We start from the raw sequence: 26,253 nt of genomic DNA on the forward strand, positions 1-26,253 counted from the left end.
CTTACCAGGTCACGGGGAGTTCCAGCATCCCCTGGATCGTGTCGCCCGGCTTGAAGGGGATCTCCTCGGCGGGAGCGGCCAGGCGCAGGCCGGGCAGCCGGTCGAAGAGGGTGTGCAGGGCGATCTCCAGTTCGGCGCGGGCGAGGTTCTGGCCGAGGCACTGGTGGATGCCGAAGCCGAACGCGACATGGTGCCGGGCGGGGCGGTTCCAGTCGAGCGTGTCCGGGTCGGGGTAGACCGTCTCGTCGCGGTTGATGACGGAGGTCGCGAAGACCACGCCGTCACCCTTGCGGATCGTCGTCCCGGCCACCTCGATGTCCTCGACGGCCAGACGCAGCAGGCCGTCGGCGATCGACAGCGTCCGCATCAGCTCCTCGACCGCGGCCGGCAGCAACCCCGGGTCGGCGCGCAACTCGGCGAGCCGCTCGGGGTGCTGGAGCAGGGTGTAGGTGCCGAGCGAGATCATGTTGGCGGTCGTCTCGTGGCCCGCGACCAGCAGGATGAGGGCCAGGGCGGTCAGTCCCTCGCGGTCGAGCGCGCCGTCGCGCAGCTGCCGGTGGACCAGGTCGTCGAGCAGGCCGGTGCCGGGGTCCTGCCGCTTGCGGTCGACCAGCTCGCCGAAGTACGCCTCCAGCCGGTCGCGGGCGTCCTCGACGTCGGCGGTCTCCGGGCCGCGCAGCAGGCGTCGTGACTGTCTCTCGAAGAAGTCGTGGTCGGCGTACGGGACACCGAGCAGGGCGCAGATCACCATGGACGGCACGGGCAGCGCGAAGGCGCTCACCAGGTCCGCGGGCGGGCCCTGGACGATCATCGCGTCGAGCCGTTCGTCCACGATCCGCTGGATGCGTGGCCGGAGTTCGACCGCCCGTTTGAGGGTGAAGTCGCCGACGACCATCCGCCGCTGGGTGCGGTGTTCGGGGTCGTCGACGCCGAGGAGGGCTGTTCTGCGGTTCTTGATCCCGGCGAACCGCCGGGTCGGGGCGGGGAAGCCGGGACGGCTGCGGTTGGAGGACAGGCGCGGGTCGGCGAGCAGTGCGCGGGCGGCCGCGTGCCCGCTCACCAGCCACGCCTCACGGCCGTCGAAGAGGGTGATGCGAGTCAGGGGGCGCTCGCTGCGCAGCGGATCGTAGGCGGCGGGCGGCTGGTAGGGGCAGGTCCGGCTCTGGGGGAAGGCGACGGGTGCGGTCGTTTCCGTCATGGAGACCTCGCAGACGAAGTGTGCGTCGTGCCGACCCCCATGAGATGCCCAGGGCATCTAATGGGGCGACGCGAAGTTCGGCCAGATCGGTGGCGGCGGCAACTCGGCTGAGGAATGCCGTCTTCCAGTTCGAACTCCGGTGTGCGTGGGAGGGGTTGGAGAGCTGGGCCCGTGCCGGGAGCGGAGGCGCGTCGGGCCGGATCGAAAACCGGTTGCCGGTGGGACGGAACGGGGCCCAGGATCCGGTCATGCCTCCGTTCGCCGTCCTTGCGCCGCTGTCCGCCGCCGCTTCCGCCGCGCGCCGACAGCAGCGGTCCGGCCGCCGTGGAGGGCCGACGCCGCCGCGGTCATGACGGCCGCGCTCATCGCGGGGCTGCTCGCCGGGTACGGCGTCGCCGTCCCCGTCGGCGCGGTCGGGACGTACCTGGTCTCCCTCACTGCCCGCACGTCCCTGCGCACCGGTGTCTGCGCCGCGCCCGGCGTCTCCACCGCCGACGGGCTGTACGCCCTCGCGGCCACGCTCGGGGGCACGGCCCTGGCCGGCGCGCTGCGGCCGGTGCTCGGCACGCTGCGGTGGGTCTGTGTCCTGGTGCTGCTCGCGCTGGCGGCGTGGAGCGCGGTCACCGCCGTGCGCGAGTACCGCGGCCACCGGCTCGCCACGCGGACGGCTCCCGCTCCCCCGGGTCCCGCGCGGGCCTACCTGGGGCTGCTCGGCATCACCCTGCTCAACCCCACCACCGTGATCTACTTCGCGGCACTCGTGCTCGGCTCGCACGCGACGGGCCCGGCCGGCCCGCTGGAGCAGGGCGTCTTCGTGCTCGCCGCCTTCGCCGCGTCCGCGAGCTGGCAGGTGCTGCTCGCCGGGAGCGGAGCCCTGCCGGGGCGGGCGCTGACCGGCCACCGGGGCCGGCTGGTGACGGCGCTGGTGGCGGGCGGGGTGATGACGGTGCTGGCCGTGCGGATGGCGGTGGCGTTGGGGTGAGCGCGACCGGCCGGTGGGCGTCCGGCCGGGATATGTCGCGGTGCGGATGATTCGCGGGCGTAGCGGTGTTGAAAGCCGGTGCCAGTCAGCCGTGAAGCGACGATGGGACGGATGTCATGCCTCTCGAGGGCGAGTACGAACCCAGCCCGACACAGTGGGTGCGCAAGCAGGTGGAACTGTACGAGAGCTCCGGCGGCACGGAGGGGACGACCCTGCAGGGCTCCAAGATGCCGGTGGTCGTCCTCACCTCACGGGGTGCCAGGAGCGGCAAGCTGCGCAAGTCACCGGTGATGCGGGTGGAGCACGAGGGGCGTTACGCCGCGGTCGCCTCTCTCGGGGGCGCACCCAAGCACCCGGTCTGGTACTTCAACATCAAGGCCGATCCGCACGTGGAGCTCCAGGACGGTCCGGTGAAGCAGGACATGATCGCCCGTGAGGTCACGGGCCAGGAGAAGGCCGAGTGGTGGGAACGCGCCGTCGCGGCGTATCCGGCGTACGCCGACTACCAGAAGAAGACGGACCGGGAGATACCGGTGTTCGTGCTGGAGCCGGTTGACGGCGGGTGAGTCACCGGGTGCCGGAGAAGCCGACCACCCTGTCCGGGGTGGTCGGCGAAAAACTTCTCCGGGTGCCGCATGAACCGTCCGCGACGGGGCACGCGTGGGTCAGGCCCCGCCGCGTTCCCCCGTCGCGGCGGGGCTTTCTGCTGCCTCCCGCGCGCGACGGTCGGTGACGTCGAGGAAGATCTGGTCGGCCTCGGGGACCGTTCGGGCGATGGAGCGCTTGATGCGGACGGCGACGTCCTCGACGCGCTCGCTGTCCAGGCCGGGCACGAGGTCGACGCGGGCGGCCACGAGGGCCGAGTCGAGGCCCGTCTTCATGGTGAACAGGGCCTCCACACTGTCGATCTCGGGCTGTGCCCGCAGCAACTCCCGGATCCGCCCGCTCGCCTCCCGGTCGGCCGCCTCGCCGATCAGCTGGTCGCGGGCGTCACGGCCCAGCCGGTAGGCGACGTAGACCAGCAGCGCGCCGATCGCCAGGGAGGCGGACGCCTCCCACACCACCTGGCCCGTGACCATGTGCAGCGCCATACCGGCGATGGCCAGCGTGACGCCGAGCACCGCGGTGCCGTCCTCGGCGACGACCGTGCGCAGGGCGGGGTCGCGCAGCCCGGTGACCGTGCCGCCCTGCCGACGCACCTGGTACAGCGCCCGCAGCAGAGAGGCGCCCTCCGCGAGGAGGGCGATTCCGAGCACGATCAGACCGGCGACATAGCCGCCGAGTTTCTCCTCCCCTCCACTCACCAGGGCCTCGACGCCCTGGAAGAACGAGAAGCACCCGCCCATCACGAAGATCCCGACGGCCGCGAGGAGCGACCAGAAGAACCGCTCCTTGCCGTAGCCAAAGGGGTGACGCCGGTCGGCGGGGCGGCGGCTGCGGCGCAGTGCCGCCAGCAAGAACACCTCGTTCAGGCTGTCGGCCACCGAGTGGGCCGCCTCCGACAGCAGTGCCGGGGAGCCCGCGGCCAGGCCGCCGACCGCCTTGGCCACCGCGATCACGAGATTGGCAGCGAGCGCCACCAGCACGGTGACGCGTGTCCTCCGATCAGTTCCTTCTTCACTCACCCACGCCGATTGCCCCAGTCGGCGGTGCTCACACCGTGCCGTCGGCGGAAAAAGGGGAACGCGTTCACCAGGGCACACGCACGACAGGCAGGCCGCACCCAGGCCGAAGGAGGTCATCCACATGAGCCGCGACGACGGCAACAGCGCCTACGGAAGGAGGGCGTTCAAACGGTCCAAGGCGCATTTCACGGACCGGATCACCGCCGAAGGCCGGGACGGCTGGCCGGTGGAGGCCGGACGCTACCGTCTGGTCGTCAGCCGCGCCTGCCCATGGGCGAGCCGGTCGCTGGTCTCCCGGCGGCTGCTCGGCCTGGAGGACGCGCTGTCCCTGGCCGTCGCCGACCCGATCCAGGACGACCGCAGCTGGCGCTTCACGCTGGATGAGGACGGCCGCGACCCGGTCCTCGGCATCCGCTACCTCAGCGAGGCCTACGACCGGCGGGAGAGCGACTACCCCGGCGGTGTCAGCGTGCCGGCGATGGTGGACGTGCCCAGCGGGAAGCTGGTCACCAACGACTACCAGCAGCTGACGCTCGACCTCGCGACCGAATGGACGGCCCTGCACCGGGAGGGCGCGCCCGATCTGTACCCGCAGAAGCTGCGCGACGAGATCGACGAGGTGATGGCGGACGTCTACGAGGACGTCAACAACGGCGTGTACCGGGCGGGTTTCGCCACCGAGCAGGAGGAGTACGAGGCCGCCTGCGCGGGTGTGTTCCGGCGGCTGGAGCTGCTCGCGGACCGGCTGGAACGGCAGCGGTACCTCGTCGGCGACACCATCACCGAGGCGGACATCCGGCTGTTCACCACGCTGGTCCGCTTCGACGCGGTCTACCACGGCCACTTCAAGTGCAACCGCTGGAAGCTGACGGAGAACCGGGTGCTGTGGGGGTACGTCCGGGACCTCTACCAGACGCCCGGCTTCGGCGACACCGTCGACTTCGACCACATCAAGCGCCACTACTACCAGGTGCACACAGGCATCAACCCGACCCGCGTCGTGCCGCTCGGCCCGGACCTGTCCGGCTGGCTGACCCCGCACCACCGCGAGGAACTGGCCGGCCGGCCGTTCGGCGACGGCACGCCGCCCGGGCCGGTCCGCGCCGATGAGCGGATCCCGGCCTCGGGTACACCCTGACCACTTCCACCCATCCCTGACCGAACAAGGAGATTCACGTGGCCAAGAAGAAGAAGCTTCCCTTCGCCTACCAGCCCCTCGGGTTCGTGCTGGGCTGGTCGGGCGGCTGGCTGGCCGGGCTGGCCTTCCGCAAGACGTGGATGGCGATCCGAAACGAGGAGGACGCGCCCGACGCGCTGGACAAGGACCGCGGCTGGGGGGAGATCCTGCTGGCCGCCGCGGTCCAGGGCGCCATCTTCGCCGTGGTGCGCAGCGCCGTGGACCGCGCGGGCGCCAAGGCCATCGAGCGTTCCACCGGCACGTGGCCGGCCGGGGAGAAGGGCGGCCGCGACTGAGAACGACGCGGCCCCGCCCCGCCGGTGCGGCGGGGCGGGGCCGGCCTGTGTGTTGGGGGGCCGCCGCCCCCACATAGGTGTTGGTCGTGCCCGCACGGAGATCGCGGGAGCGCCACCGGAAACCGGCCCGCCGTCTCCGGTCAGCCCTGTTTGGGCGCGGTCGGCGGGGTGCGGCGCACGACGAAGGAGTGGCCTGCCGGGTCGGCGTAGCCGCGCTCCTCCAGGGGTCCCGAGGCCTCCTTGGCCTCCAGGGGGCGGCCGCCGAGGGAGATGATCCGGCGTTCCACGGCGTCGAGGTCGTCCACCACGAACTCCAGGTGGGCCTGGAGGGAGTTCTCGGGGCGGGGCCAGCTGGGCGGTGTCGCGTTGACGTCCCGGCGCAGGGCGACGCGGAAGCCGTCCGCGCCCTTGATCTCCACCCGGTTGGCCGTCGCGTCCGACTCCTCCCCCTCCAGCAGTTCCTTGTAGAACACGGCGAGCTTCTCGGGCTCGGCACAGTCGAGCACCAGAACACCCGCTTTCACCAGTGCCATGTCTCCTCCGCAGGATTCCGGCCGCGGGGCGTCGCGCCCCGCGGCCCTGTACCTTGCGGTTATCCCCGTCCGGCCGATTCAGTCGGCCGTCAACCACCGTCCGTCGCGCATGAGTTCGCGGCCGTCCAGTTCGTCGGCCTCCCGCCAGGCCTGTACCCGCTGCGGCACGACGCGGAAATAGAGGTACGGCGTGGCCTGTCGGCGGGGATCGAACCCGGTCTTGGCGGCGAAGAGTTCGGCGTCCTGCTCGGTCAGCTCACCGGGCTGGACGGTCTCCACGGTGCCCTCGACGAGCACGACGTCCCGGGTCGGCCCGATGCCCACCCGGGCCCGGCCGGACGCGGCGAGGTTCCGTCCGGTGGGGCTGGACGCGGGCGTGGCGAACAGCAGGTACGAGCCGTTCCAGAGGAAGGACAGCGGGACGAGGTAGGGCGTCCCCGACGCGCCGTCGGCCGTGGCGACCCAGGCGTCCACGTCGTGCTCCAGACGGTGCAGGGTGTCCTTCTTGCGCTGCTCAGTGCTGCGTACGGGTGCGGACGTCATCGTCGGCGATCCTCCTGAAACGTCGTCAGCGGCCGCGTACCAGTGTGACGTTCCGAGGCTGCGTAGACCCGGTGAACAAGCCGGGACCCGGTGAGGGATGAGGGAGTATACGCAGCTCCAGGGGTTCGGGCAGTAACGGAGATCACGGCAGGGTCACGGAATGGCATGTTCACGCCCTGGGCAGCCTCGTACCGCTTCTCGGTTCAACTTTCGGACTGCGAAGCCGAGTTCGAGTGTGCGGGCGGTCACGCCACCGTCCGCTAGCAGGGGTGAGGGGACTCTGCGTTCCGTCTCCCGAAAGGAAACGCATGCCTCAGGACGTCCGGTTCGACCTGCCCTTCGACACCCCGGTCAGCTACCCACACGCCTCGGGCGAAGCAGCGCACCTCGGATCCAGGGGTCGCGCTACGCCTGACGGGCCGCGAGTGCTTCCTGATCGACACAGCTGAGGCGGCGAGGCAGGTGCTCGCCTTGCAGCAGGAGTGCCGTCATCGCAGCAGTCGTGCCCCTCGCGGTCGTTCGTAGCAGGAGCCAAAGCCGGAAGCGTGAGTCCGGCTGTCCGGCGAGGCCGTCGCGGACAGTACAGAAGATTCCCGGACACGGCCGGTCAACGACCACGGTCGATCGATTCCGTTGCCAGGACCACAGCTCATTGGGAGACCGGTGTGAAATCTCGAGTCGCAGGTGCTGTTCCGAAGTCCGCCGACAGCTCGCTCCCGGCGCAGCCAAGCGCCCAGCTCCACCCCACGGAGGCAGGGGACACCCTGGCCCGCCTCTTGGTGAAACACATCAATGGGAGCACGGAGCAGTACCGAAGGTCCCAGAACGCCGCTCAGCAGCGGCTGAACGCATTCGGCTCCCCCCACTCCAGCACCACGCTGCATGTGGAGGGAGCCCTCCATCTGGCGCGGCCCGCGTTCCTCCCGCCCGACGAGGAGGGCTACGCCAGGTTGAGGCACCTCGACACCAGCCTGCGCATGATCGAAGCAGCCTTCCCCCAAGTCAGCACCGACATCGAGGTCTGCAGACTGAGCTGCACGATGCTGGAAGGGGCCTGGAGGAGCCGGGCGCTCACCCCGCCGCGCGAGGAGGAGCAGACAAGCGTCTGCGCCTGCCCTCTGTGCCGTCGGCTGCCCACGCCCCCCGCACGCACGCTGGACGACTACCGTTGGCGGCAGAGCGCCGGTCGTCCCCTCACCGTCAAGACCTGGCCATACCGCCGGGAACTCGACAGCGTCCTGACCGGTGGATGGTCCTGGACCCGGCAGATGAACGACCTCGAACGAGACCTCGGCCACCGCCACCGCTTCGAGGACGACATCCTCGTCTTCCACGAATACAAACGCGTGATCGACACCATCGACACAACGCGCCTCACCCAACACGCCGAAGGCCGCCTGGCCGAGAATTTCAGCACCAACAGCGCACGGGCCCTGGTCTCCGGACTCTTCGCAGCCCACAAGCGATCCGTCGACGAGTACTGGCTGCAACAGCACGACGCGGGCAGCGTCATGCTCCCCCAGACCAACCCCCTCAACCAGGGCACCTACTCAGCCCTGCAGATGCTGGACTGCCTGTTCTGGCACGTCGCCCCCGACACCGAACTCTGGCAGGAAGAGAACCTCGCCTCCCTGCTGCTGTGCCGCGTCATCGACGACATGGCCGATGTACGAGCCGACGCCCTCACCGGCGAGATCAGCAACTTCTGGCTCGCCGACATGCCCGTCCACACCAAGGCGCTCTACGCTGCCTGCGCGATAGCCCTCGTCAAGTACGGCTGCATGCCCGAGGCCCACAGCCCGATGTGGAACACCTGGCTGATGACCACCACCATCGTCTGGATGGGGCTCACGGGCCGCCACGCCCTGTGGTTCGACGGCATCACCCAGGGCCTCCCCCCGGCCGAGGAGTGCCCGCTGTGCGACCTGCAGCCCAACCCGTGCACCGGCATCCTCACCCACGGCACCACCCTCACCATCGCCCCGCGGCCCACCGCACCAGCACTGAGCACCCGGACCGCCGAGCTGTCCGCACGCTGTCGAGCCCAATACCCCCGGACATGGCACCTCTTCGACGCCGAGCTCCATGCCTTCGAAGCACTGCACGGCCCCTGGTACGGCAACACGGACAGCACATGGGAGATCTTGCGCCGCACCTACATCGCCGCCGTGGAGGCATCCAGCGCCGCACCCTCGCCGGACCGCGCCCGTCATGTCCAACAAGACGCCGGCGTAGTCGGATCCGAGAGGTTCCACACCCTGCACGACCCTCAGACCGGGAGGGAAGACACCGCACTGCTCGCCTACATGTTCGGCTGTGCCCACCCGCATTTCCTCTGGAACGCCACGGGATACCGTCCCACGGGCGTCGCAGGCGACTGGCTCGACGGCTGACGCCTCAACCCTGAAGGCTGGGGCCGCGCCCCGAACGGCCCCTGCTGAAGGGCGATGAAGAGGACAGCGCCGCGGCACCGCAACGCCCGCGTGGCCGTCGGCAGCGCGGCGACGGCCGCCACCGCGCCGTCCAGGCCGAGGCCGAGCGGACCACCGGCCGCTACGCCGCCACCGAGGAGTGCCCCGTGGCCACGGCCGAACTCCCCGGACGCAGCTCGGTTGAGGACCTGCCGGGCGTGTGAGCCACCGCCTGCACCCACGCACGGCGTTGCCCGGCCGGAAGCCGGCCGGGCAACGGTCTGCCGGCGTGGCCTAGACGGCGAACTCGACCGGCAGGCTGTCCAGCCGGGACTCCCACGTGGAGGCGGTCGAGCTGAGTTCTTCCGGCGGTACAGCCAGGCGCAGGTCCGGCAGCCGGTGCAGCAGGACGTCCACGCCGATCTCGATGATGGACTGGCCGATGTTCTGCCCCGGGCACTCGTGCGGTCCGGAGCTGAACGCCAGGTGCGACTGGTTGCCCTGCACGGCGACGGCCGAGTCGGGCCGTACCTCCGGGTCGAGGTTGCCGGCGGCCAGGCCCAGGATGAGCAGTTCTCCCTCCTGGACGTGATGGCCTCCGAGCTCCAGGTCGGCGGTTGCGAACCGGCCCGGCAGCACGGACAGCGGCGGGGTGTCCCACATGACCTCTTCCACCACTGAGGAGATGTTCAGCTCCCCGCTGACCAGACCGGACAGCCGGGCGGCGTCGGTGAGGACCCGTTGCAGGACCCGGGCCAGCAGGTTGCTGGTGGTGGTGTGCGCGGCGATCAGCACCAGGCGCAGATGGCTGACGACCTCGTCGTGGTCGAGGCCGGCCGGGTGCTCCAGCAGGGCCGTGGCGAAGTCGGAGCCCGGCTCGGCCCGCTTGCGCTCGGCGAGTTCCGCGAGGATTTGCATGATCCGGTCGTTGTGCTCGAGGGCACCCTCACCGCCCTTGAGGACCTCGGCGCACGACTCGATCAGGCGTAGACCGTCCGCCGTGGGAAGGCCCAGCATCCTGGTGAGCACGAGCATCGGCAGTTGCTCGGCGTAGTCGGCCACGAGGTCGGCGCGCCCGGCGTCGGCGAACGCGTCGATCTGCTTGTTCGCGAAGTACGTGACGTGCCGCCGGATACCCCGGGCGGCCGCCGCCTGCAACCCGTCGGTGACGGCGCCGCGCAGCCTGCGGTGCGGTTCGCCGTCCTGGGACACACAGTCGGGGCGCCAGCCGACCATCGGCATGATCGGCGAGGTCTCCTCGATCCGGCCCTCCCGCCAGTCCCGCCAGATCCGCGCGTCCCGGCTGAACTGGCGGGGGTTGTTCAGCACCCGCCGGTTGTCGCGGTAGCCGAGGACCAGCCAAGCGGGCACGTCGCCTTCGAGCAGAACCGGCGCGACCGAGCCGTGCTCCTTGCGCAGCCGCTCGTAGATGCCCACCGGGTCGGTCGCGGCGTCCGGGCCGTACAGCCTGGTCAGGTCGGCCCCGTGGTGGGCGACGGGGCAGCCCCGCACGGACTGGAGTCCAGAATCGGTCGAGTCGTTCATCGGGGCTCCAGGGCCACGGCCGAGCGTTCCTTCAGATGGTGGATCAGGGCGACGAGGACGTCACGGCTGGAGGCCCGGTCGCGGGCGTCGAAGGCCACGACCGGGGTGTTCTCGGGGATGTCCAGGGCGTCCCGGATCTCCGCCACCGGGTAGTTCCGGGAGTCGGGGAAGACGTTCAGCGCGACGACGAACGGGACGTCCTGCCGCTCCATCTCCTCGATCGCCCGGAAACTGGATTCGAGGCGGCGCGTGTCCACCAGGACGATCGCGCCGAGCGCCCCCTTGAACAGTCCGTTCCACAGGAACCAGAACCGCTCCTGGCCCGGTGTACCGAACAGGTAGAGCACCAGGCTCTCGTTGATGCCGATCTTGCCGAAGTCCAGGCTGACGGTGGTCTGCGTCTTGTCGGCGACACCGATGAGATCGTCGACGTCGGCGCTGGCCTCGGTGAGGGTCTCCTCGGTGGTGAGCGGCTTGATGTCGCTGACCGACCGGACCATGGTGGTCTTCCCGGTGCCGAACCCGCCGGCGATCATCACCTTCACCGAGCGGGTGTCCCCGGCAGCCCGCCCTCCGGGTTGGTCAAAGCCTTTCAAGTCCACTGAGTACCTCCTCAAGGAGCGCGAGGTCGGGCCCGCGGCCGGCGTCGTGTGCCGGGATGGGATTACGGGCTTCGACGCGACCTGCGTCCAGCAGGTCCGACAGCAGCACGGCGAGAATGTTGAAGGGCAGTCCGAGGTGGGCGCCGAGTTCGGCGACCGACAGCGGATCGCGGCAGCGGCGGAGGATCTCCTCGTGCTCGTGCTGCATGCCCGGTAACGGGGCGGCGCGGGCGACGACGAGGGTCGCCACGTCGAGGCTCGACGCCGAATCGCCCGGTCCGCTGCGCCCTCCGGTGAGGACGTAGTAGCGCTCGAGACCGGACGGGTCGGACGGCCTGCGGGGAGCACTCATCCAGAGTGCTCCTCCAGGCGCGGAGTGGTGCCGAGGAGCTCACCCATCCTGCGGGCCAGGTCCCTCATCTGGTGTCCGAGCAGGCCCTGGTCGAGGCCTTCCCTGGCGAGGACACCGAGGTACGTCTCCACACCGGCGCGGACGACGAACAGGTGCCCGCCGTCGACCTCGATCATCGCCAGGCGCAGCTGCCCGGCGAACTTGGGGAACTGCTCGGCGACCGGCTGGGCCAGCGCCTGGAGGCCGGCCACCACCGCGGCGAAGCGGTCGACGTCGTCGGGGTCTTCGGCGCCGTAGGAGGTGATGGCCTTGCCGTCGCTGGAGGCCACCAGGGCGAAGCGGATCTCCTGGATGCTCTCGACGAGATCGCGGAGCGCCCAGCTCACATCTGTTCCTTGCTGCGTCATGAGGACTAGTCGCTCTCTTCGATGCGGTGCTCTGTGGACTCGCGTCCGGCGGGGATGTCGCGGTCGTCGGCCGCCTGGGAGGCCTCTGCGGCGTCGCGTCCTGCGGTGGCGAAAGCCGCGAGACCGGAGAACGAGGCGTCCGGCGGTACGGCGGAGACCGTGCTCCGGTCGGTCCGCTCGGCCTGCCGGGGCCCGTCCGTCTCGCTCCGCTTGCTGCGGCGGCGCGGCAGTCCGCCGGGGGTGGTCTCCACGCTTTCCGGCCGCGCGGCCGGTGCCGGCGCGGTGACCGTCTCGCGGGCCGGGGCGGCCGCGGCGGTACGCACGTCCGGGGCGGGCGCGGCCTGGGTGGTCGCGCCCGCGGGCAGCGGGCTGAAGTACTTGTGCGGAACCACGACCACCACGGAGGTGCCGAGCCACGGCGAGTCCGCGAAGGTGACCCGGATGCCGTAGCGGCGGGCGAGGGCTCCGACGACGCGCAGACCGATGCTCGCGTCCTCGGTGATGCCGCCGAGGCCGGCGCCGGGCGCGGTGCCGGCGAGGGCGTGCTCGGCCTCGCGCTTCTTCTCCTCGCTCAGGCCCTTGCCGGAGTCCTGGATCTCGATTCCGACGCCGTTGGGGACCTCCTTGCCGGAGATGAGCACCGGCTCGGTGGGCGGCGAGTAGCGGGCCGCGTTGTCCAGGAGGTGGGCGAAGATCAGCGTGAGGTGGTCCACCAGACCACCGTCGACGCCGAGTTCGGGCAGCTGGCGCACCTGGACGCGGTGGAAGTCCTTGATCCGGCCGATGCCGCCGCGCACCACGCTCAGCAGCCGCTGCGGTTCCTGCCACTGCCGGCCGGGCCGGTCCGAGCCACCGAGCACACCGATGCTCGCGGCGAGCGAGTCGGCGGGGCCGAGTTCCTGGTCGAGCTCCATCAGACCGCGGGCGACGGCCGGGAGCCTGCCGTGCTCGCCCTGCATCTCGTGCAGCCGGCCGCGGAGCTTGCTGGTCAGGACGTGGATGCGGTTGCCGATGCTGATCACGGCCTGCTCGGCGGAGGTGGAGCGGTCGAATTCCGCCTCCAGGCCGATCAGGGCCGTGCGCAGCAGCTTGCGCAGTTCGGCCTGGAGATCGGCGCTGACCTTCGCGCACTGGGTGACGGTCGGCAGGACGTCGTCGATGGCCTCGCCGGAACGCAGCTTCTCCATCGCGTCGGGCAGCTGCTCGTCGGCGAGCCGGGAGACCGCGGCGAGCTGGTGGGAGAGCTGCTCCTGCCAGACCTCGGCCTGGTCGGCGAGCTGGGCCTCGTAGGACCTTGCCTGCTCGGTCAGCCGTTCCTCGTACGCCCGGGACTGGTCGGCGAGCTGCGACTCGTACGTGGCGCTCTGGTCGGCGAGGCGCCGCTCGTAGGCCGCGTTCTGCTCGGTGAGCTGGGACTCCAGGGTGGCGCGCTCGGCGGAGAACTTCCGTTCCAGGCCCGCCACGTGCTGCTGCCACTGCAGGTTGTGCTCGGCCTGCGTGGTGCGGAAGGAGCCCTCCGCCCGGCTCAGTTGGGCTCGGGTGCGCAGCAGCAGGCGTACGCACACGGCACCGGCCGCCGTCGCCGCGACACCGGCGACGGCCGCGGTCATTCGCTCCGAACTCATGAACGTGGCGGCAACCGTCCCGCCTCCCAAGCCCAGCGGCATCAACCACCAGCTGTACCAGGCGACAGGGGCCCGCGCCGCCGGCGGCGGAGTGGCGAGTTCCATCTGCATCCTTAGAAGCAACACGATCGAACAGGGGGGGTGGACCGCACTCATGAGTACGCACCGCGAGTCGACCGGACGCGATCGCCTCAACTCGCAGCGCCGATGGGAACCTTATCGGGTTTGAAGCCGAGAGGATCAACCTCATCCCCGCCGGACGTGAGGGTTCCAGTCACTCTCCGACAGAAAGCAACAAGTCGGCAAATGGCTTTGCCGCCGGTCCAGTTGGGCGGACGCAGGGGCCGTGCCCAGGTCAGCGGGTGGTCTGGAACGTGCGGCGGTAGGCCTGCGGGGTCACGCCGATCGCCGCGTTCAGGTGCTGGCGCAGGGAGGCGCCGGTCGCGAAGCCGACCCGGCCTGCGATCTGGTCCACCGTGAGGTCGCTGGACTCCAGCAGATACCGGGCCCGGGCCACGCGCTGCTGGATCAGCCAGCGGCCGGGGCTGACGCCCACCTCGTCGTGGAAGCGGCGGGCGAAGGTGCGCAGGCTCATCCGGGCGTGGCCGGCGAGATCGGCCAGGGTGAGCGGTTCGCCGAGGCGTTCCAGGACCCAGGAGCGGGTGGCCGCGGTGCTCGCGGCGCCCTGTTCGGGGACGGGCTGTTCGATGTACTGGGCCTGCCCGCCGTCCCGGAACGGCGGGACCACGCAGCGGCGGGCGACGGCGTTGGCCAGCCGGCTGCCGTGGTCCTTGCGGACCAGGTGCAGGCAGATGTCCACGCCGGAGGCGGCTCCGGCGGAGGTGAGGAAGGGGTGGTCGTCGACGAACAGCACGTCCGGGTCGAGGTCGACGTGCGGGAACATGCGCCGGAAGCGGTCGGCGACCTGCCAGTGGGTGGTCGCCCTGCGCCCGTCGAGGAGCCCGGCGGCGGCGAGGACGAAGGCGCCGGTGCAGATGGAGACGATGCGCGTCCCGGGGCGGATGAGGGCGAGCGCGGCCAGGACCTTGTCGGGTACCTCGTCGCTCAGACGGTCCGGCGCGACGGGCGCGATCACCACGGTGTCGGCCGTGGCGAGGGCTTCCGGGCCGTGTTCCACGGTGACGCCGAAGTCCGCGTCGGTGCGCACCGGCCCGCCGTCGACCGAACAGGTGAGGACCTCGTACCGGCCGTCGGCCGCGCCGAGGATCCGGCTGGGGATGCCCAGTTCGAAGGGGTACACCCCGTCCAGGGCCAGGACCACCACTCGTTCACGCCGCATGGCACGATCTTATCGAAGATTGACCATTCTGCCATTGGCGGGCCGGGCGCGGAACGGCACGCTGGGACACCATGAGCACTCAGAACACGATGCGAGCCATCAGCCAGGACGTCCTCGGCGGTCCGGAGGCCCTGAAGGAAGTGGAAATCGAGCGCCCGGAACCCCGGCCGAACGAGGTGCTGGTCCGGGTACGGGCCGCCGGGGTCAACCCCACCGACTGGAAGCACCGGGCGACCGGGGGCTTCCTGGGCGAGCCGCCCTTCGTCCTCGGCTGGGACGTCTCCGGGGTGGTGGAGGCGGTCGGCATCGGCGTCGCGGCGTTCGCGCCCGGTGACGAGGTCTTCGGCATGCTGCCGTATCCGTTCGGGCACGGCTCGCACGCCGAGTACGTGATCGCTCCGGCGCGGGCCCTGGCGCGCAAGCCGGCCGGGATCGACCACGTCCAGGCGGGCGCGCTCCCGCTGGTGTCGCTGACCGCGTGGCAGGCGCTGGTCGAGCACGCGGACCTGCGGCCCGGGCAGCGGGTGCTGATCCACGCCGCGGCGGGCGGGGTCGGGCACGTGGCGGTGCAGATCGCCAAGGAGCGCGGCGCCCATGTGATCGGCACGGCGAGCGCGGGCAAGCACGAGTTCCTGCGCGAGATCGGCGTGGACGAGGCGGTGGACTACCGGGAGACGGACTTCACCGAGGCGGTGAAGGACGTCGACGTCGTCCTGGACACGATCGGCGGCGACAACGCCCTGCGCTCGCTGCGCGTGCTGCGCCCGGGCGGGGTCGTGGTGTCGATCCTTCCGGTGGGTTCGGACGACTTCTACCGGGAGGCCGAGCGGCTCGGTGTGCGGGCGGTGCGGATGCTGGTCGACGCCGAGCGCGCCGGCATGGAGACGATCGCGGAACTCGCCGAAACGGGCAGGCTCCGCGCCACGATCGCCGGGACCTTCCCCCTGGCAGCCGCCGCGGAGGCCCACGCCTCGGGCGACACGGGCCGGACGACGGGGAAGCTGGTGCTGGTGAACGACTGAGCCGAACGCCGGGCGGCCCGTTCCGGCCGACCGCGCGCGCCGTTGGGCCGCTCACGGTCAGCCGTGCCGGGCCTCTGGGCCGGTGGCGCGCGCGGGATAGCTGGTGCCGTGCCGGGCCTGTCGGCCGGTGGTCCGCGCAGAACGGCCGGTGAGGTGGCACGGGCTCGGCAGGACCGGACGCGGCCTCTGGGCCGGTCGCACGCACGGGATACCTGGTGCCGTGCCGGGCCTGTCGGCCGGTGGTCCGCGCAGAACGGCCGGTGAGGTGGCACGGGCTCGGCAGGACCGGACGCGGCCTCTGGGCCGGTCGCACGCACGGGATACCTGGTGCCGTGCCGGGCCTGTCGGCCGGTGATCCGCGCAGACTGGCTGGTGAGGCTCGGCAGGACGGCCGCGGCGGTGGAGGCGAACGACGTCCTGCGGGCCGGGCGACGGTGCCCGGCCGGTCGGCTCTGCCCGTTCGGCCTCCTCGGAGCGAACGGCGTCGGCCACACGGCCCCGCCGGTCAGCCGGCCTGCGGGGCCCACGGGGTGTTCGCACACCCCCGTCGTCCGCCCGGAGGGCGTGCGCCGCGGCTGCTGCAACGCCCCAAAGGGGCGCGGGGAACTGCGCGACAAGCCACGGCGAAGCCGCACACGCCGGTCCGCCGCACCCCCGAGCTCTCAGGCGGAACCGGCCAATGCGGCCGACCGCGTCAGAACATCAGAACCGGCTTGATCGTCTTGCCCGACTTCATGTCCTGGACCGCCCGGTCGATGTCCCCGAAGGGATACGTGCTGATCAGGCGGTGCAGCGGGAGCCTTCCGTCCTTCACCAGGCGGACCAGGGCGGGGATCATCGTCTGGGTCTCGCTGTCGCCGAGGGTGAGGCCGACGATCCGCTTGCCGCCGAGCAGACCGTTGACGTCCAGGGCGACCTCGGTGCCGAAGGGCGGGGCACCGACCACGACCAGGGTGCCGCGGGCGGCGAGCGCGTCGACGCCCTGGCGCAGGACACCGACGTTGCCCGTGGTCTCCACCACACCGTCCGCGCCCTGGCCGCCGGTGATCTCGGCGAGGTCCGAGGCGAGGTCCGTCCCGCTCGTGTCGACGGTGTGCGTGGCGCCCAGCTCCGTCGCCAGGGAAAGGCGCTCGGCGACCCGGTCGACGGCGACGATCCGCGTGGCCGGGGTGAGGGCCGCCGCCATCACGGCCGACAGGCCGACCGCCCCGGCGCCCAGGACGACGACCGTGCTGCCCGTGTCCGGCTTCAGGACGTTCCAGACGGCCCCCACACCGGTCTGCACGCCGCAGCCCAGCGGGGCGATGGACTCCAGCGGCACGTCCGGGTCGACCTTGACGAGGCTGCGCTCGTCGGCCAGCGCCCGCTCGGCGAAGGAGGACTGGCCGAAGAAGTGCCCGCCCAGGGCCTGACCCTCGCGGCTGATGGTGTTCGTGCCGTCGGCCCGGCTGCCGCCGAGCAGGTTCAGCGGCAGCCACGTCGCGCAGTACGCGGGGTGCCCGCCGCGGCAGTTGCGGCAGTCGCCGCAGGAGGTGAAGGAGAGCAGGACGTGGTCGCCGGGCGTGACGCCGGTGACGGCGGAGCCGACGGCCTCGACGACGCCCGCGCCCTCGTGGCCGAGGACCCCGGGCAGCGGGAAGGGCAGTCCGCCGCTCGCCACACCGAGGTCGGTGTGGCACAGGCCGGTGGCGACCATGCGGACCAGCGCCTCGTGCGGGCCGGGTTCGTCGAGGACGACGTCGGAGAGGGTGAAGGGCGCGCCGCCGGACTCGACGACCGCGGCACGGGTGGTGGTGGGCATCGTGGGAGCTCCTTGGCGGTGTTCTCAGTCGAGCGAGACGACGACGGACTTGACCTTGGTGTAACCGGCGAGGGCCTCGGGCCCGTACTCGCGGCCGTAGCCGGAGTCCTTCACGCCGCCGAAGGGCACCGCGGGGTCGAGCATCGCCCAGTCGTTGACCCAGACGATGCCGGCCTGGAGCCGGTCGGCGACCCGGTGCGCGCGGGCGAGGTTGGTGGTCTGGACGCCCGAGGCCAGGCCGTAGGGGGTGGAGTTGGCGAGGGCGACGGCCTCGTCCTCGTCGTCGAAGGGCTGCACGGTGAGGACCGGGCCGAAGATCTCCTCCTGGATCACGCGGGAGTCGTTCGACAGGTCGGCGACGACGGTCGGCTTGTAGTAGTAGCCGCCGTCCAGGTCGAGCCGCTCGCCGCCGCAGACGATCCGGGCGCCCTCCTTGCGGGCCAGGGCGACGTACTCCTCGACCTTCTTCAGGTGCTTCTCGGCCGCCATCGGGCCGATGACCGTGGCCGGGTCGCGCGGGTCGCCGATCGGCACCCCGGGTACGGCCTCGGCGAGGATGCCGAGCAGCGTCGGGTACACCGAGCGGGCCACCAGCAGGCGCGGTCCGCCCATGCAGAACTGGCCGGTGTTGAAGACAAAGCCCTTGATGACCGCGCCCACGGCCTTCTCCAGGTCGGCGTCCTCGAAGACGAGGTGGGCCGCGTTCCCGCCGAGCTCCATGGTGACGGGCTTGAGGGCCTCGCCGGCGACGCTCGCCACGTGCCGGCCGATCGCGGTGGAGCCGGTGAAGGCCACCTTGTCGACACCGCGGTGGCGCAGCAGCGCCTCGCCGGCCACCGGCCCGCTGCCGGTCACGACGTTGACCACGCCGTCGGGCACACCCGCCTCCTGGAAGAGCCGGGCCATGTACAGGGCGCTCAGCGGTGTCTCGTCGGCGGGCTTGTGGACGACGGTGTTGCCGGCCGCCAGCGCGGGGCCGAGCTTGCTGCCGGCGAGGATCAGCGGGAAGTTGAACGGGGTGATCGCGGCGACCACGCCGAGCGGCTCGCGCTTGGTGTAAGCGAGGGCGTTCATGGGGGTGTCGCGCAGGGCGCCGTCCTGGCTCTGCGCGAGGTTCGCGACGTACTCGTAGTCGTTGGCCGCGTTCGTCACGTCGACGGCGCCGCACAGCGTGATCGGCTTGCCGACGTCGAGACTCTCCAGCGCGGCGATCTCGTCGGCGTTCTCGCGGATCAGCTGGGCGACGCGGTGCAGCACCCGACCCCGCTCGCGGCCGCTCAGACCGGACCAGACGCCGTCGTCGTAGGCCTCGCGGGCGGCCCGTACGGCCGCGTCGACGTCGGCCGGGCCCGCCTCCGCGACGGTGGTGACGACCGTGCCCCGGGACGGGTCGACCACCTCGGTGCGCGCCCCGTCGGCGGCCTCGCGCCACTGTCCCCCGATGAACAGCTGTCCGGGTTCCGTCTCGAAGGTGGTCATCGCCGCTCCTCAGCGTCGTCGCCAAGATTTCAACAAACAGGATTCCTGTTGGTTCGCAGTCTCTTTACAGACAGGTTTCCTGTCAATGCTCTAGCCTGCATCCATGCTCGACGCACAGGTGCCCAAGGCACCCCCTTCCCTGCTCTACATGGTCAAGCAGGTGGAGCTCGTCGTGCGCTCCCATCTGGACGAGCTGGTCAGACCCTCCGGGATCACCGCTCTCCAGTACACCGCGCTGACCGTGCTGGAGCGACACGACGGACTGTCGGCGGCCCAGCTGGCCCGCGACTCCTTCGTCACCGCGCAGTCCATCGCCGACCTCGTCCGCTCCCTGGAGGGCCGCGGACTGGTGCGCCGGGAGCGCAACCCCCGCAACCGCCGGGAGCTGCTGATCCTGCTCACCGACGCCGGCCGGGAGCTGCTCGCACGGCACGCCGGGCCCGTCCGGGAGCTGGAGGAGCGGATGGTGCGCGACCTCACCGCGCACCAGACCGAGCAGTTCCGCCGGGCCCTCACCAAGGCCTGGCACGCCCTGTCGTAGCACCAGACGCACGCCGGGGACCACGCCCGCGCACGCCCCCGCGCGAACCTCGGCCAACTCGGCCGCAATTCAGAGACATATGTCAATCGAACATGCTCAAATTCACTCGTTGGAGGGTAACTTGCGGGGCGGGGAACGGTTTTGAGGACCGCAGCCCCTCCCCACGCACGGAGCAGGCTGGAGGCGATCTCGTCGTGCGGCAGGAACCTGCACCGCTCACCCGGTATCTGCGCGTCCGTCGGGAACGGGGGCACACGGTGCTGGAGGTGCGTGGCGAGATCGACCTCGCCGCGGCCACGGAGATCGCCCCGCACCTGGACCGGGAGACGAACCGCCGCGCCGCCCGGATCGTGATCGACCTCAGCCGGATCGAGTTCTTCGACTGCTCGGGCCTGCGGCTGCTGTACCGGGCCAGGAGCCGGGTGCTCGACCGGGGCGGGCAGCTGCTCCTGGTCTGCGCCCACCCGCTGACGCTGCGCGTCCTGCGGATCACCGGCCTGTCCCGGCTGCTGCCCCCGCAGCCGACGCTGGACGCGGCCCTGGAACAGCCGGAGGCGGCGTCCGGCCCGGTGTGATGCCCGAGCGCGCCCTTCAGCGCTTCCGCCGACGTCCTTCCCTCCTCAACCGGCCGGTCTGGCAAGGCTCCTGGCGGGCATCAGGACAGTAGGAAGGAGGGCCGTCGCATGACGACTCCCGTCAAGCGTCTCCCCAGGCGCGTCCCCGGCTGGGCGAAGGTGGTGGGCGCGCTCGTGCTGGTGCTCGTCGTGTTCTTCGCCGGGATCCGGCTCAGCGTGGTGCCGGGCCTGAAGGACCTGTTCGGCACCGAGACCCAGGACCGGTCCGGCCCCGCGCTGCTGAAGTCCATCCAGGACCTCAGCCGTTACGACGCCGCCTCCGGCAATTTCCAGGTCGTCGTGGACCTGGAGAAGGACGCCAAGTTCCTCCCCGACGCGATCCGCGGCACCCGCACCCTGTACGTCGGTGCGGGCACCGTCGACGCCTACGTCGACCTGGGCAAGGTCGGCGACGACGACGTACAGGTCAACGGCGACCGCACGTCCGCCACGCTCCGGCTGCCCCACGCGCAGCTGGGGAAGCCGGCCCTCGACCCCGACCGTTCCTACGCCGTCTCCAAGCAGCGCGGTCTCTTCGACCGCCTCGGCGACCTCTTCTCGGACAACCCCAACGGCGAACAGGCCGTGCAGAAACTCGCGGTACGGCACATCGGCGACGCGGCGAAGGAGAGCGAGCTGACCGCCCGAGCCGAGAGCAACACCACCGGCATGCTCGAAGGCCTGCTGCGTTCCCTGGGCTTCAAGGAGGTACGCGTCTCGTACGGGAGCTGACCAGGTCGTGCCCCTCGGGACGGGTCCTCGGCCGGTTCGCGGCGCATCGTCGGCACGCCCGGGGGTAGCCGCCTTAGCACGCAGAGAAGTTGAAGACTGGAGGACGGAATGGCCGGTGCAGCCTCACGTGTCCGTACGGCCGACTCCGGCCGCGAGCGACGCTCGCTGCCGCTGCCCCTCCGGCTGCTGGCGATGCTGTGCGCCTTCACGTTCATGGTGGCCTTCGCCGTGGTGCTGGCCCGGCTGACGCTCCAGCCCTCGCCCGCGTCGGAAGCGCTGACCCACACCAATCTGCATCCGGGCCGCTCGCTGAAGGCCTATCTCGACCAGCCGGAACTGCGGGACGCCGTCCGGCAGATCGGCGGCAACATCCTGCTGGGCATCCCCTTCGGCGTCCTCGTGCCCGTCGTCGCCCCGCGCACCCGCGGCATCCTGCGCGTACTGTTGCTGACCGCCGTGGTGATGCTGCTGGTGGAGTTCGCCCAGGGGGCGCTGGTCACCGGCCGCGCCTTCGACATCGACGACGTCATCCTGAACACCGGGGGCGCGCTCATCGGTTACCTGCTCCTGGGCCGCCGGCTGAGCCGCGCGGTGCATGCGCGCAGGCCCCGCGGCGGCAGGGCGGGGAAGAAGCCGGCGTCCGGCAGGGCCTAGTGCACGGTCAGGGCCCAGTGCACCGTCAGGGCCCTAGTGCACGGTCCAGGTGAACTTGTCGCCGCCGACCCAGCGGACCACGTCCGGGTCGTCCAGGTCGTGGACCGTGATGCCGAACGCGGCGGCGGCCGTCAGTACGTCGGTGACGGCCTTGGCCTCCCCGACCACCTGGCCGTCGATCGCCACGATCCGGAACGGCGGTGTGCCCGGCTGCACCCCGAGCACCATGATCCGCGGGTGGGATATGTACGGGCTCGCGCTTTCGGTCATGCATCGAGCGTAGAGCGCATCCGGCGGTAGTGCGGAGTCCAGGCACCGGCCGGGCCGACCGGCCCGGCCGGTCGGCTCAGGGGCGGCGCCAGTCGTCGCTCGTCAGGTGCGAGCCGGCCTGCGGGCCCATGCGGAGCATGCCGCCGTCGACGCTCCAGGAGGCGCCGGTGACGTACGAGGCGTCCGAGCCGGCGAGGAAGGCGATGACGGCGGCGACCTCGCGGGCGTCGCCGGGCCGTCCCAGCGGCACGCCCGGGCGGCTCTCGGTGTGCGGGTCGGTGTCCTCCTGCCCGGTCATGGGCGTGGAGATCTCGCCGGGTGCGACGGCGTTGACAGTAATGCGGTACTCCGCGAGTTCGAGCGCCATGACCTGGGTGAGCAGGCCGAGACCGCCCTTCGCGGCGCAGTACGGGGCGGCGCCCACGCGCGGCTGGTGCTCGTGGACGGACGTCACGTTGACGATCCGCCCGCCGTCGCCCTGCCGGATCATGTGCCGGGCCGCCTTCTGCCCACACAGGAACGGCCCGACGAGATCGACGTCGAGGACCTCGCGCACATCGGACAGCTCCAGGTCGAGGAAGGGCGTCATGGTGCCGGTGCCGGCGTTGTTGACCAGCACGTCGATACGGCCGAGGCGCTCGCACAGCTCGTCGACGGTGTCGGCGGCATCGGGCAGCCGGGTGAGGTCCATCCGGGCGACCTCGGCCCGCTGCCCGTGCGCCCGGACCTCCTCGGCCGTCTCCTCCGCTCCCTTGTGGTCGCTGTGCCAGGTGATGCCGACGTCCATGCCCGCCTCGGCCAGCCGTACGGCGGTGGCCCTGCCGATGCCGGAGTCGGCGCCGGTGATCACGGCGGCCTTGCTGCGGGGCGCGGTGGGGGCGGACATGGCAGGCCTCCTGGTCGAGCGTTCGGGACGAGGCATCGCAGTACCCGGGTGCGGACCGGGCAAACCGCGCGCCCGTCGTGCGGCCCGCCGGGCGCTGGGGAACCCTTGAGGTGGAGGTGGCGATGGATCCTGTCGAGGCACTGGACCGGATCGCCTTTCTGCTGGAGCGGTCCCTGGCGCCGACGTACCGCGTACGCGCCTTCCGTACGGCGTCCCGGGTACTGAAGGAGCTGGGCGAGGACGAGGTGCGCCGGCGGGCGGACGCCGGGTCGCTGGAGTCGCTCAAGGGGGTCGGTCCGAAGACCGCGCAGGTGGTGCGGGAGGCACTGGCCGGTGAGGTGCCCGGCTACCTGAGGAAACTGGAGGGCGAGGCGAAGGAGCCGCCGGCCGTACGGGGCGGTGAACGGCTGCGGGCGCTGCTGCGCGGCGACTGCCATCTGCACTCCGACTGGTCGGACGGCGGCAGCCCGATCGAGGAGATGGGCCGGGCAGCGGCGGCGCTGGGGCACGAGTGGGCGGCGCTGACCGACCACTCGCCGCGCCTGACCGTGGCCCGCGGGCTGTCGGCCGAGCGGCTGCGGGAGCAACTGGACGTGGTGGCGGAGCTGAACGAGACCTGGGCGCCGTTCCGGCTGCTGACCGGCATCGAGTGCGACATCCTCGAGGACGGCTCGCTCGACCAGGAGCCGGAGCTGCTGGACCGGCTCGACATCGTGGTGGTGTCGGTGCACTCCAAGCTGCGCATGGACGCCCGGTCGATGACCCGCCGGATGGTGGCCGCCGTCCGTGATCCGCACTCGGACGTGCTCGGGCACTGCACGGGGCGGCTGCTGACCGGGCGGGGGCGGCCCGAGTCGGAGTTCGACGCGGACGAGGTGTTCACGGCCTGCGCGGAGACGGGCACGGCCCTGGAGATCAACAGCCGGCCGGAGCGGCTCGACCCGCCGCGGCGGCTGCTGCGCCGGGCCGTGGACGCTGGGGTGTTGTTCTCCGTCGACACCGACGCGCACGCGCCGGGGCAGCTGGACTGGCAGATCAACGGGTGTGCGCGGGCGGAGGAGTGCGGGGTGCCGCCGGAGCGGGTGGTGACCACGTGGTCCCTGGACGAGCTGCTGGCCTGGACCCGTGATCGGCGGGTGCCGTCCGGCGTGGCGAGCGGCTGAGGTGGTACCCGGGCGGGCCGTAGGGCAGGCCGGCGAGGAAGGGATCACACACATGGCACAGGCGGAACGGGCAGCCGTGTTCGATGTCGACGGCACGCTGGTCGACACCAACCACCTGCACGTCGTGACGTGGTGGGAGGCCTTCCGGCAGGCGGGCCACGACGTGTCGATGCACGCCGTCCACCGGGCCGTGGGGCTGGCCTCCACCGACCTCGTCGCGCACCTGCTCGGCGAGGACCGGGACACGGACCAGGACGCGGGGATCAGCGCCGCCCACAAGGCGCTGTACGGGCAGTACTTCGACCGGCTGCCCGCGCTGCCGGAGGCCGGGGCGCTGCTGCGGCGGCTGCACCGGGACGGCTGGGCCGTGGTGCTGGCCACCTCGGCGGGCGGCGCCGAGCTGAGCGCGCTGCGCCGGGCGATCGACGCGGACGACGCCATCACCGCCACGGCCGGCGCCGACGACGTGGACGAGGGCAAGCCCGCGCCCGAGCCCGTCGAACACGCCCTGGACCTGGCCGGGGTGCCGGCGGAGCGGGCGGTCTTCGTCGGCGACACCGTGTGGGACATGCGGGCGGGCAGCCGCGCCGGGGTGCGCTGCGTGGGCGTCCTGTGCGGTGGCATCCCGCGCACCGACCTGGAAAAGTCCGGCGCGGACGCGATTTACGCCGACCCCGCGCACCTTCTGTCGTCCCTTCGGGACAGTCCGTTGGCATGATGCGGCGTGAAACCCCCGGTCACTCGGATACTCGCAGCGCATGACGCGTGTGACGAGTGCGGTTCGACGGGTGGCTCGCATCTTCGGCCGCCGGAAAGACGAAGCCGCGGCGGCGAACAGCACCCGCCCGGCCGGGCCAACGACCCGGGAGACACGACCCGACGACGAAACCGACAGCCGGACGGCCCGGGGGACGCGACGCCCCAACGCGACGGACGGCCGGGCGGCCCCGGAGACGCGGCCCGATGAGGCGCCGGGAGACCTGGCAGGCGGAGTGATGGCACCCGACGAGGCGACTGACAGCCAGGCAGCCGGTGCGGCCGGACCCGACAGGGCGACCGACACCCCGCCGACCCCGGATACACGGCCTCCCGAGGCGACGGACGACCGACCAGCCCAGGAGACGGAAACCGACAAGGCGAGTGACAGCCGGGCCACCCGGGAGACGGGGCGCGACAGGGCGGTCGGCAGGCCGTCGGGCCGGGGCCGGAAGGTGATGGACAGCCGGGTGGCCGCCGACGCGCTGCGTGAGCGGATGGATGGTCTCGGACAGGAGGTCCGGGCCACTCGGCCGCTGGACGCCGTGCGGCGGGAGGCACGGAGGGTCGTGGAGGCCGTGCGGGCCGCGTGGCGGGGGCCCGGGCGGGAGCGGGACCTGGTCGTCCAGTCGTTGAAGGCCGCCGCGGCGGCGGTGATCGCCTGGCTGGTGGGCGGCGTCTGGATGGGCGACCCGCTGGCGCTGATGGCGCCGTGGGTGGCACTGGTGCTGGTGCAGGCCACCGTCTACAGCTCGCTGGTGCAGGGCGCGCGGCAGTTCGGTGCGATCTGTGTCGGCACCGTGCTGGCCTCGGCGACGCTGGCCCTCACCGGCGACACGACGGGCGCGCTCGCCCTGTCCGTCCCGGTGCTGATGCTGCTCTCGAACTGGCCTCGCTTCGGCGACCAGGGCATCTACGCGGCGACCACGGCCCTGTTCACCCTCACCTCGGGCACCGTGAGCATGTCCGGCGTGGGGCACCGGGTGGGGCAGGCGGCGCTCGGCGCCGTCATCGGCGTCGCCGTCAACGCGCTCGTCTTCCCCCCGATCCACCTGCGGGACGTTCGAGAGAACCTGGCGGCACTCGCCCGGGAGTCGGGCGAGGTTCTGCGCTCAGTCGCCGCGGACCTGCACGAGGGCGACTGGGACGCGCAGACCGCCGCCGGCTGGCTCAACGCCTCGGCACGGCTGGAGCACTGTCTGGAGGCGTTGCGCTCGGCGCGCCGCTGGAGCCAGGAGAGCCTGCGCCTGACCTACGGCCCGCTGCGGGCCCTGCAGCGCGTACCGCAGATGCCCCTGCCGCCACCGGACGAGGACGAACGCCTCGGCCGCGTCACCGGACACGTCATGGCCCTGACACGGGCCCTCTCGGTGGCCGTGGACGACAGCCGTTCGCCCGCACCGCCCAAGGGCGAGGCCCTCCGCTCGTACGCGGATCTGCTGGACCTGCTCGGGGACGCCTGCGACACGGAGGCCGACCGCCTGCTCAACGGCGGCGTGGACCCCCGCCGATGCGACGAGAGGGAGGAGAGGATGCGGGAACTGCACCAGTACTTGCAGGAAAGGCTGCGGGAACACGCCGGGCTGGGGGCCGAGCACACGGCGGTGCTCGGCACACTGCTGCTCCAGGCCGAGAACCTGTGGGCCGAGATCCTTCCCGCGCACGGGGAGCGGTGACGCACATCACCGCGACAGAGGCCCGAGCCCGGAACACCCAGAAGTAGTTCCCCGTTGAACAAC

The 26,253-nt window shown here is 71.6% G+C and carries 27 protein-coding genes; 13 read left to right on the forward strand and 14 right to left on the reverse strand.

The genetic code is table 11. The features are described 5' to 3' along the window. Nucleotide 1: 1 nt before the first annotated feature. Entirely contained in the window at nt 2-1,198 is a 1,197-nt protein-coding gene (locus tag HDA41_RS02340) for a cytochrome P450 (protein ID WP_184980157.1), read from the reverse strand. A gap of 349 nt (nt 1,199-1,547) precedes the next feature. Here HDA41_RS02340 and HDA41_RS02345 point away from each other — a divergent pair, with 349 nt between their 5' ends. Both HDA41_RS02345 and HDA41_RS02350 read left to right on the forward strand, forming a co-directional pair. Next, nucleotides 1,548-2,180 (forward strand): LysE family transporter, encoded by a 633-nt coding sequence (locus HDA41_RS02345; RefSeq protein WP_184980159.1) that lies wholly within the window; start codon nt 1,548-1,550, stop codon nt 2,178-2,180. Between the two features lie 116 nt (nt 2,181-2,296). Next, nucleotides 2,297-2,746: a nitroreductase family deazaflavin-dependent oxidoreductase gene (locus HDA41_RS02350; protein ID WP_184980161.1), complete on the forward strand. Its 450-nt coding sequence runs from the start codon at nt 2,297-2,299 to the stop codon at nt 2,744-2,746. Between the two features lie 99 nt (nt 2,747-2,845). On the opposite strand, the gene HDA41_RS02355 is transcribed toward HDA41_RS02350, so the two are convergent. Then, nucleotides 2,846-3,766: a cation diffusion facilitator family transporter gene (locus tag HDA41_RS02355; protein ID WP_184980163.1), complete on the reverse strand. Its 921-nt coding sequence runs from the start codon at nt 3,764-3,766 to the stop codon at nt 2,846-2,848. 160 nt (nt 3,767-3,926) lie between these two features. On the opposite strand from HDA41_RS02355, the gene HDA41_RS02360 reads away from it, so the two are divergent. Both HDA41_RS02360 and HDA41_RS02365 read left to right on the forward strand, forming a co-directional pair. After that, the gene (locus HDA41_RS02360) at nt 3,927-4,943 is read left to right on the forward strand and encodes a glutathione S-transferase family protein (protein ID WP_184980165.1); all 1,017 of its coding nucleotides are present in this window, start codon (nt 3,927-3,929) and stop codon (nt 4,941-4,943) included. Between the two features lie 38 nt (nt 4,944-4,981). Then, nucleotides 4,982-5,278, forward strand: coding sequence for a DUF4235 domain-containing protein (locus tag HDA41_RS02365; RefSeq protein ID WP_184980167.1), 297 nt, complete (start codon nt 4,982-4,984; stop codon nt 5,276-5,278). A gap of 140 nt (nt 5,279-5,418) precedes the next feature. On the opposite strand, the gene HDA41_RS02370 is transcribed toward HDA41_RS02365, so the two are convergent. Both HDA41_RS02370 and HDA41_RS02375 read right to left on the reverse strand, forming a co-directional pair. Next, a complete protein-coding gene (locus HDA41_RS02370) occupies nt 5,419-5,811 on the reverse strand; it encodes a VOC family protein (RefSeq protein ID WP_184980170.1) in 393 nt (130 codons plus the stop codon). A 78-nt stretch (nt 5,812-5,889) separates the two neighbouring features. After that, complete coding sequence (locus HDA41_RS02375; RefSeq protein ID WP_184980172.1) at nt 5,890-6,354, reverse strand: pyridoxamine 5'-phosphate oxidase family protein; 465 nt, start codon at nt 6,352-6,354, stop codon at nt 5,890-5,892. A 779-nt stretch (nt 6,355-7,133) separates the two neighbouring features. On the opposite strand from HDA41_RS02375, the gene HDA41_RS02380 reads away from it, so the two are divergent. After that, the gene (locus HDA41_RS02380) at nt 7,134-8,747 is read left to right on the forward strand and encodes a hypothetical protein (RefSeq protein ID WP_230299687.1); all 1,614 of its coding nucleotides are present in this window, start codon (nt 7,134-7,136) and stop codon (nt 8,745-8,747) included. Nucleotides 8,748-9,059: 312 nt separating this feature from the next. Here the strand turns inward: HDA41_RS02380 and HDA41_RS02385 are convergent, their stop codons facing one another. The 6 genes from HDA41_RS02385 to HDA41_RS02410 form a co-directional block, all read right to left on the reverse strand. Then, nucleotides 9,060-10,310, reverse strand: a complete 1,251-nt coding sequence (locus HDA41_RS02385; RefSeq protein WP_184980174.1) for a cytochrome P450 — start codon at nt 10,308-10,310, stop codon at nt 9,060-9,062. Continuing rightward, the gene (locus HDA41_RS02390) at nt 10,307-10,912 is read right to left on the reverse strand and encodes a GTP-binding protein (protein WP_184980176.1); all 606 of its coding nucleotides are present in this window, start codon (nt 10,910-10,912) and stop codon (nt 10,307-10,309) included. Before HDA41_RS02390 ends, HDA41_RS02385 begins: the two co-directional genes overlap by 4 nt. Next, nucleotides 10,893-11,264, reverse strand: coding sequence for a DUF742 domain-containing protein (locus HDA41_RS02395; RefSeq protein ID WP_184980178.1), 372 nt, complete (start codon nt 11,262-11,264; stop codon nt 10,893-10,895). The genes HDA41_RS02390 and HDA41_RS02395 overlap by 20 nt, the downstream gene beginning before the upstream one ends. After that, the gene (locus HDA41_RS02400; protein WP_184980180.1) at nt 11,261-11,671 is read right to left on the reverse strand and encodes a roadblock/LC7 domain-containing protein; all 411 of its coding nucleotides are present in this window, start codon (nt 11,669-11,671) and stop codon (nt 11,261-11,263) included. Before HDA41_RS02400 ends, HDA41_RS02395 begins: the two co-directional genes overlap by 4 nt. A gap of 5 nt (nt 11,672-11,676) precedes the next feature. Next, nucleotides 11,677-13,401: an ATP-binding protein gene (locus HDA41_RS02405; RefSeq protein ID WP_184980182.1), complete on the reverse strand. Its 1,725-nt coding sequence runs from the start codon at nt 13,399-13,401 to the stop codon at nt 11,677-11,679. 250 nt (nt 13,402-13,651) lie between these two features. Continuing rightward, on the reverse strand, nt 13,652-14,596 hold the full coding sequence (locus tag HDA41_RS02410) for a GlxA family transcriptional regulator (protein ID WP_184980184.1): 945 nt from the start codon (nt 14,594-14,596) through the stop codon (nt 13,652-13,654). 71 nt (nt 14,597-14,667) lie between these two features. On the opposite strand from HDA41_RS02410, the gene HDA41_RS02415 reads away from it, so the two are divergent. Next, complete coding sequence (locus tag HDA41_RS02415; protein WP_184980186.1) at nt 14,668-15,618, forward strand: NADP-dependent oxidoreductase; 951 nt, start codon at nt 14,668-14,670, stop codon at nt 15,616-15,618. A gap of 694 nt (nt 15,619-16,312) precedes the next feature. Here the strand turns inward: HDA41_RS02415 and HDA41_RS02420 are convergent. Together HDA41_RS02420 and HDA41_RS02425 are read right to left on the reverse strand one after the other, a co-directional pair. Beyond that, nucleotides 16,313-17,419, reverse strand: coding sequence for an NAD(P)-dependent alcohol dehydrogenase (locus HDA41_RS02420; RefSeq protein ID WP_184980188.1), 1,107 nt, complete (start codon nt 17,417-17,419; stop codon nt 16,313-16,315). A 24-nt stretch (nt 17,420-17,443) separates the two neighbouring features. After that, entirely contained in the window at nt 17,444-18,898 is a 1,455-nt protein-coding gene (locus HDA41_RS02425; protein ID WP_184980190.1) for an aldehyde dehydrogenase family protein, read from the reverse strand. 103 nt (nt 18,899-19,001) lie between these two features. On the opposite strand from HDA41_RS02425, the gene HDA41_RS02430 reads away from it, so the two are divergent. The 4 genes from HDA41_RS02430 to HDA41_RS02445 all read left to right on the forward strand — a co-directional run bounded on the left by HDA41_RS02430 (nt 19,002) and on the right by HDA41_RS02445 (nt 21,439). Next, nucleotides 19,002-19,439, forward strand: coding sequence for a MarR family winged helix-turn-helix transcriptional regulator (locus HDA41_RS02430; protein ID WP_184980192.1), 438 nt, complete (start codon nt 19,002-19,004; stop codon nt 19,437-19,439). Between the two features lie 194 nt (nt 19,440-19,633). After that, entirely contained in the window at nt 19,634-20,014 is a 381-nt protein-coding gene (locus HDA41_RS02435) for an anti-sigma factor antagonist (protein WP_184980194.1), read from the forward strand. Nucleotides 20,015-20,122: 108 nt separating this feature from the next. Then, nucleotides 20,123-20,785 carry a DUF4230 domain-containing protein gene (locus HDA41_RS02440; protein WP_184980196.1) on the forward strand — a complete coding sequence of 221 codons (663 nt, stop codon included), beginning with the start codon at nt 20,123-20,125 and terminating at the stop codon, nt 20,783-20,785. A gap of 108 nt (nt 20,786-20,893) precedes the next feature. Then, nucleotides 20,894-21,439 (forward strand): VanZ family protein, encoded by a 546-nt coding sequence (locus tag HDA41_RS02445; RefSeq protein ID WP_184980198.1) that lies wholly within the window; start codon nt 20,894-20,896, stop codon nt 21,437-21,439. A 33-nt stretch (nt 21,440-21,472) separates the two neighbouring features. On the opposite strand, the gene HDA41_RS02450 is transcribed toward HDA41_RS02445, so the two are convergent. Further along, nucleotides 21,473-21,709 (reverse strand): hypothetical protein, encoded by a 237-nt coding sequence (locus tag HDA41_RS02450; RefSeq protein WP_184980200.1) that lies wholly within the window; start codon nt 21,707-21,709, stop codon nt 21,473-21,475. Nucleotides 21,710-21,785: 76 nt separating this feature from the next. After that, on the reverse strand, nt 21,786-22,595 hold the full coding sequence (locus tag HDA41_RS02455) for an SDR family oxidoreductase (RefSeq protein WP_184980202.1): 810 nt from the start codon (nt 22,593-22,595) through the stop codon (nt 21,786-21,788). A gap of 122 nt (nt 22,596-22,717) precedes the next feature. On the opposite strand from HDA41_RS02455, the gene HDA41_RS02460 reads away from it, so the two are divergent. From HDA41_RS02460 to HDA41_RS02470, 3 genes are all read left to right on the forward strand, one after another. After that, nucleotides 22,718-23,758, forward strand: a complete 1,041-nt coding sequence (locus tag HDA41_RS02460; RefSeq protein ID WP_184980204.1) for a PHP domain-containing protein — start codon at nt 22,718-22,720, stop codon at nt 23,756-23,758. A 52-nt stretch (nt 23,759-23,810) separates the two neighbouring features. Beyond that, on the forward strand, nt 23,811-24,476 hold the full coding sequence (locus HDA41_RS02465) for an HAD family hydrolase (RefSeq protein ID WP_184980206.1): 666 nt from the start codon (nt 23,811-23,813) through the stop codon (nt 24,474-24,476). A 535-nt stretch (nt 24,477-25,011) separates the two neighbouring features. After that, complete coding sequence (locus HDA41_RS02470; RefSeq protein WP_184993077.1) at nt 25,012-26,190, forward strand: FUSC family protein; 1,179 nt, start codon at nt 25,012-25,014, stop codon at nt 26,188-26,190. Nucleotides 26,191-26,253: the final 63 nt, after the last annotated feature.

This window comes from Streptomyces caelestis (assembly GCF_014205255.1).
GTDB lineage: Bacteria > Actinomycetota > Actinomycetes > Streptomycetales > Streptomycetaceae > Streptomyces > Streptomyces caelestis.

Excerpts from the sequence above, each read along its gene's own strand:
- HDA41_RS02340 (WP_184980157.1), bottom strand. The coding sequence starts at position 1,198 with ATGACGGAAACGACCGCACCCGTCGCCTTCCCCCAGAGCCGGACCTGC.
- HDA41_RS02345 (WP_184980159.1), top strand. The coding sequence starts at position 1,548 with ATGACGGCCGCGCTCATCGCGGGGCTGCTCGCCGGGTACGGCGTCGCC.
- HDA41_RS02350 (WP_184980161.1), top strand. The coding sequence starts at position 2,297 with ATGCCTCTCGAGGGCGAGTACGAACCCAGCCCGACACAGTGGGTGCGC.
- HDA41_RS02360 (WP_184980165.1), top strand. The coding sequence starts at position 3,927 with ATGAGCCGCGACGACGGCAACAGCGCCTACGGAAGGAGGGCGTTCAAA.
- HDA41_RS02370 (WP_184980170.1), bottom strand. The coding sequence starts at position 5,811 with ATGGCACTGGTGAAAGCGGGTGTTCTGGTGCTCGACTGTGCCGAGCCC.
- HDA41_RS02375 (WP_184980172.1), bottom strand. The coding sequence starts at position 6,354 with ATGACGTCCGCACCCGTACGCAGCACTGAGCAGCGCAAGAAGGACACC.
- HDA41_RS02385 (WP_184980174.1), bottom strand. The coding sequence starts at position 10,310 with ATGAACGACTCGACCGATTCTGGACTCCAGTCCGTGCGGGGCTGCCCC.
- HDA41_RS02395 (WP_184980178.1), bottom strand. The coding sequence starts at position 11,264 with ATGAGTGCTCCCCGCAGGCCGTCCGACCCGTCCGGTCTCGAGCGCTAC.
- HDA41_RS02400 (WP_184980180.1), bottom strand. The coding sequence starts at position 11,671 with ATGACGCAGCAAGGAACAGATGTGAGCTGGGCGCTCCGCGATCTCGTC.
- HDA41_RS02405 (WP_184980182.1), bottom strand. The coding sequence starts at position 13,401 with ATGGAACTCGCCACTCCGCCGCCGGCGGCGCGGGCCCCTGTCGCCTGG.
- HDA41_RS02410 (WP_184980184.1), bottom strand. The coding sequence starts at position 14,596 with ATGCGGCGTGAACGAGTGGTGGTCCTGGCCCTGGACGGGGTGTACCCC.
- HDA41_RS02415 (WP_184980186.1), top strand. The coding sequence starts at position 14,668 with ATGAGCACTCAGAACACGATGCGAGCCATCAGCCAGGACGTCCTCGGC.
- HDA41_RS02420 (WP_184980188.1), bottom strand. The coding sequence starts at position 17,419 with ATGCCCACCACCACCCGTGCCGCGGTCGTCGAGTCCGGCGGCGCGCCC.
- HDA41_RS02425 (WP_184980190.1), bottom strand. The coding sequence starts at position 18,898 with ATGACCACCTTCGAGACGGAACCCGGACAGCTGTTCATCGGGGGACAG.
- HDA41_RS02430 (WP_184980192.1), top strand. The coding sequence starts at position 19,002 with ATGCTCGACGCACAGGTGCCCAAGGCACCCCCTTCCCTGCTCTACATG.
- HDA41_RS02440 (WP_184980196.1), top strand. The coding sequence starts at position 20,123 with ATGACGACTCCCGTCAAGCGTCTCCCCAGGCGCGTCCCCGGCTGGGCG.
- HDA41_RS02445 (WP_184980198.1), top strand. The coding sequence starts at position 20,894 with ATGGCCGGTGCAGCCTCACGTGTCCGTACGGCCGACTCCGGCCGCGAG.
- HDA41_RS02450 (WP_184980200.1), bottom strand. The coding sequence starts at position 21,709 with ATGACCGAAAGCGCGAGCCCGTACATATCCCACCCGCGGATCATGGTG.
- HDA41_RS02455 (WP_184980202.1), bottom strand. The coding sequence starts at position 22,595 with ATGTCCGCCCCCACCGCGCCCCGCAGCAAGGCCGCCGTGATCACCGGC.
- HDA41_RS02460 (WP_184980204.1), top strand. The coding sequence starts at position 22,718 with ATGGATCCTGTCGAGGCACTGGACCGGATCGCCTTTCTGCTGGAGCGG.
- HDA41_RS02465 (WP_184980206.1), top strand. The coding sequence starts at position 23,811 with ATGGCACAGGCGGAACGGGCAGCCGTGTTCGATGTCGACGGCACGCTG.
- HDA41_RS02470 (WP_184993077.1), top strand. The coding sequence starts at position 25,012 with ATGGATGGTCTCGGACAGGAGGTCCGGGCCACTCGGCCGCTGGACGCC.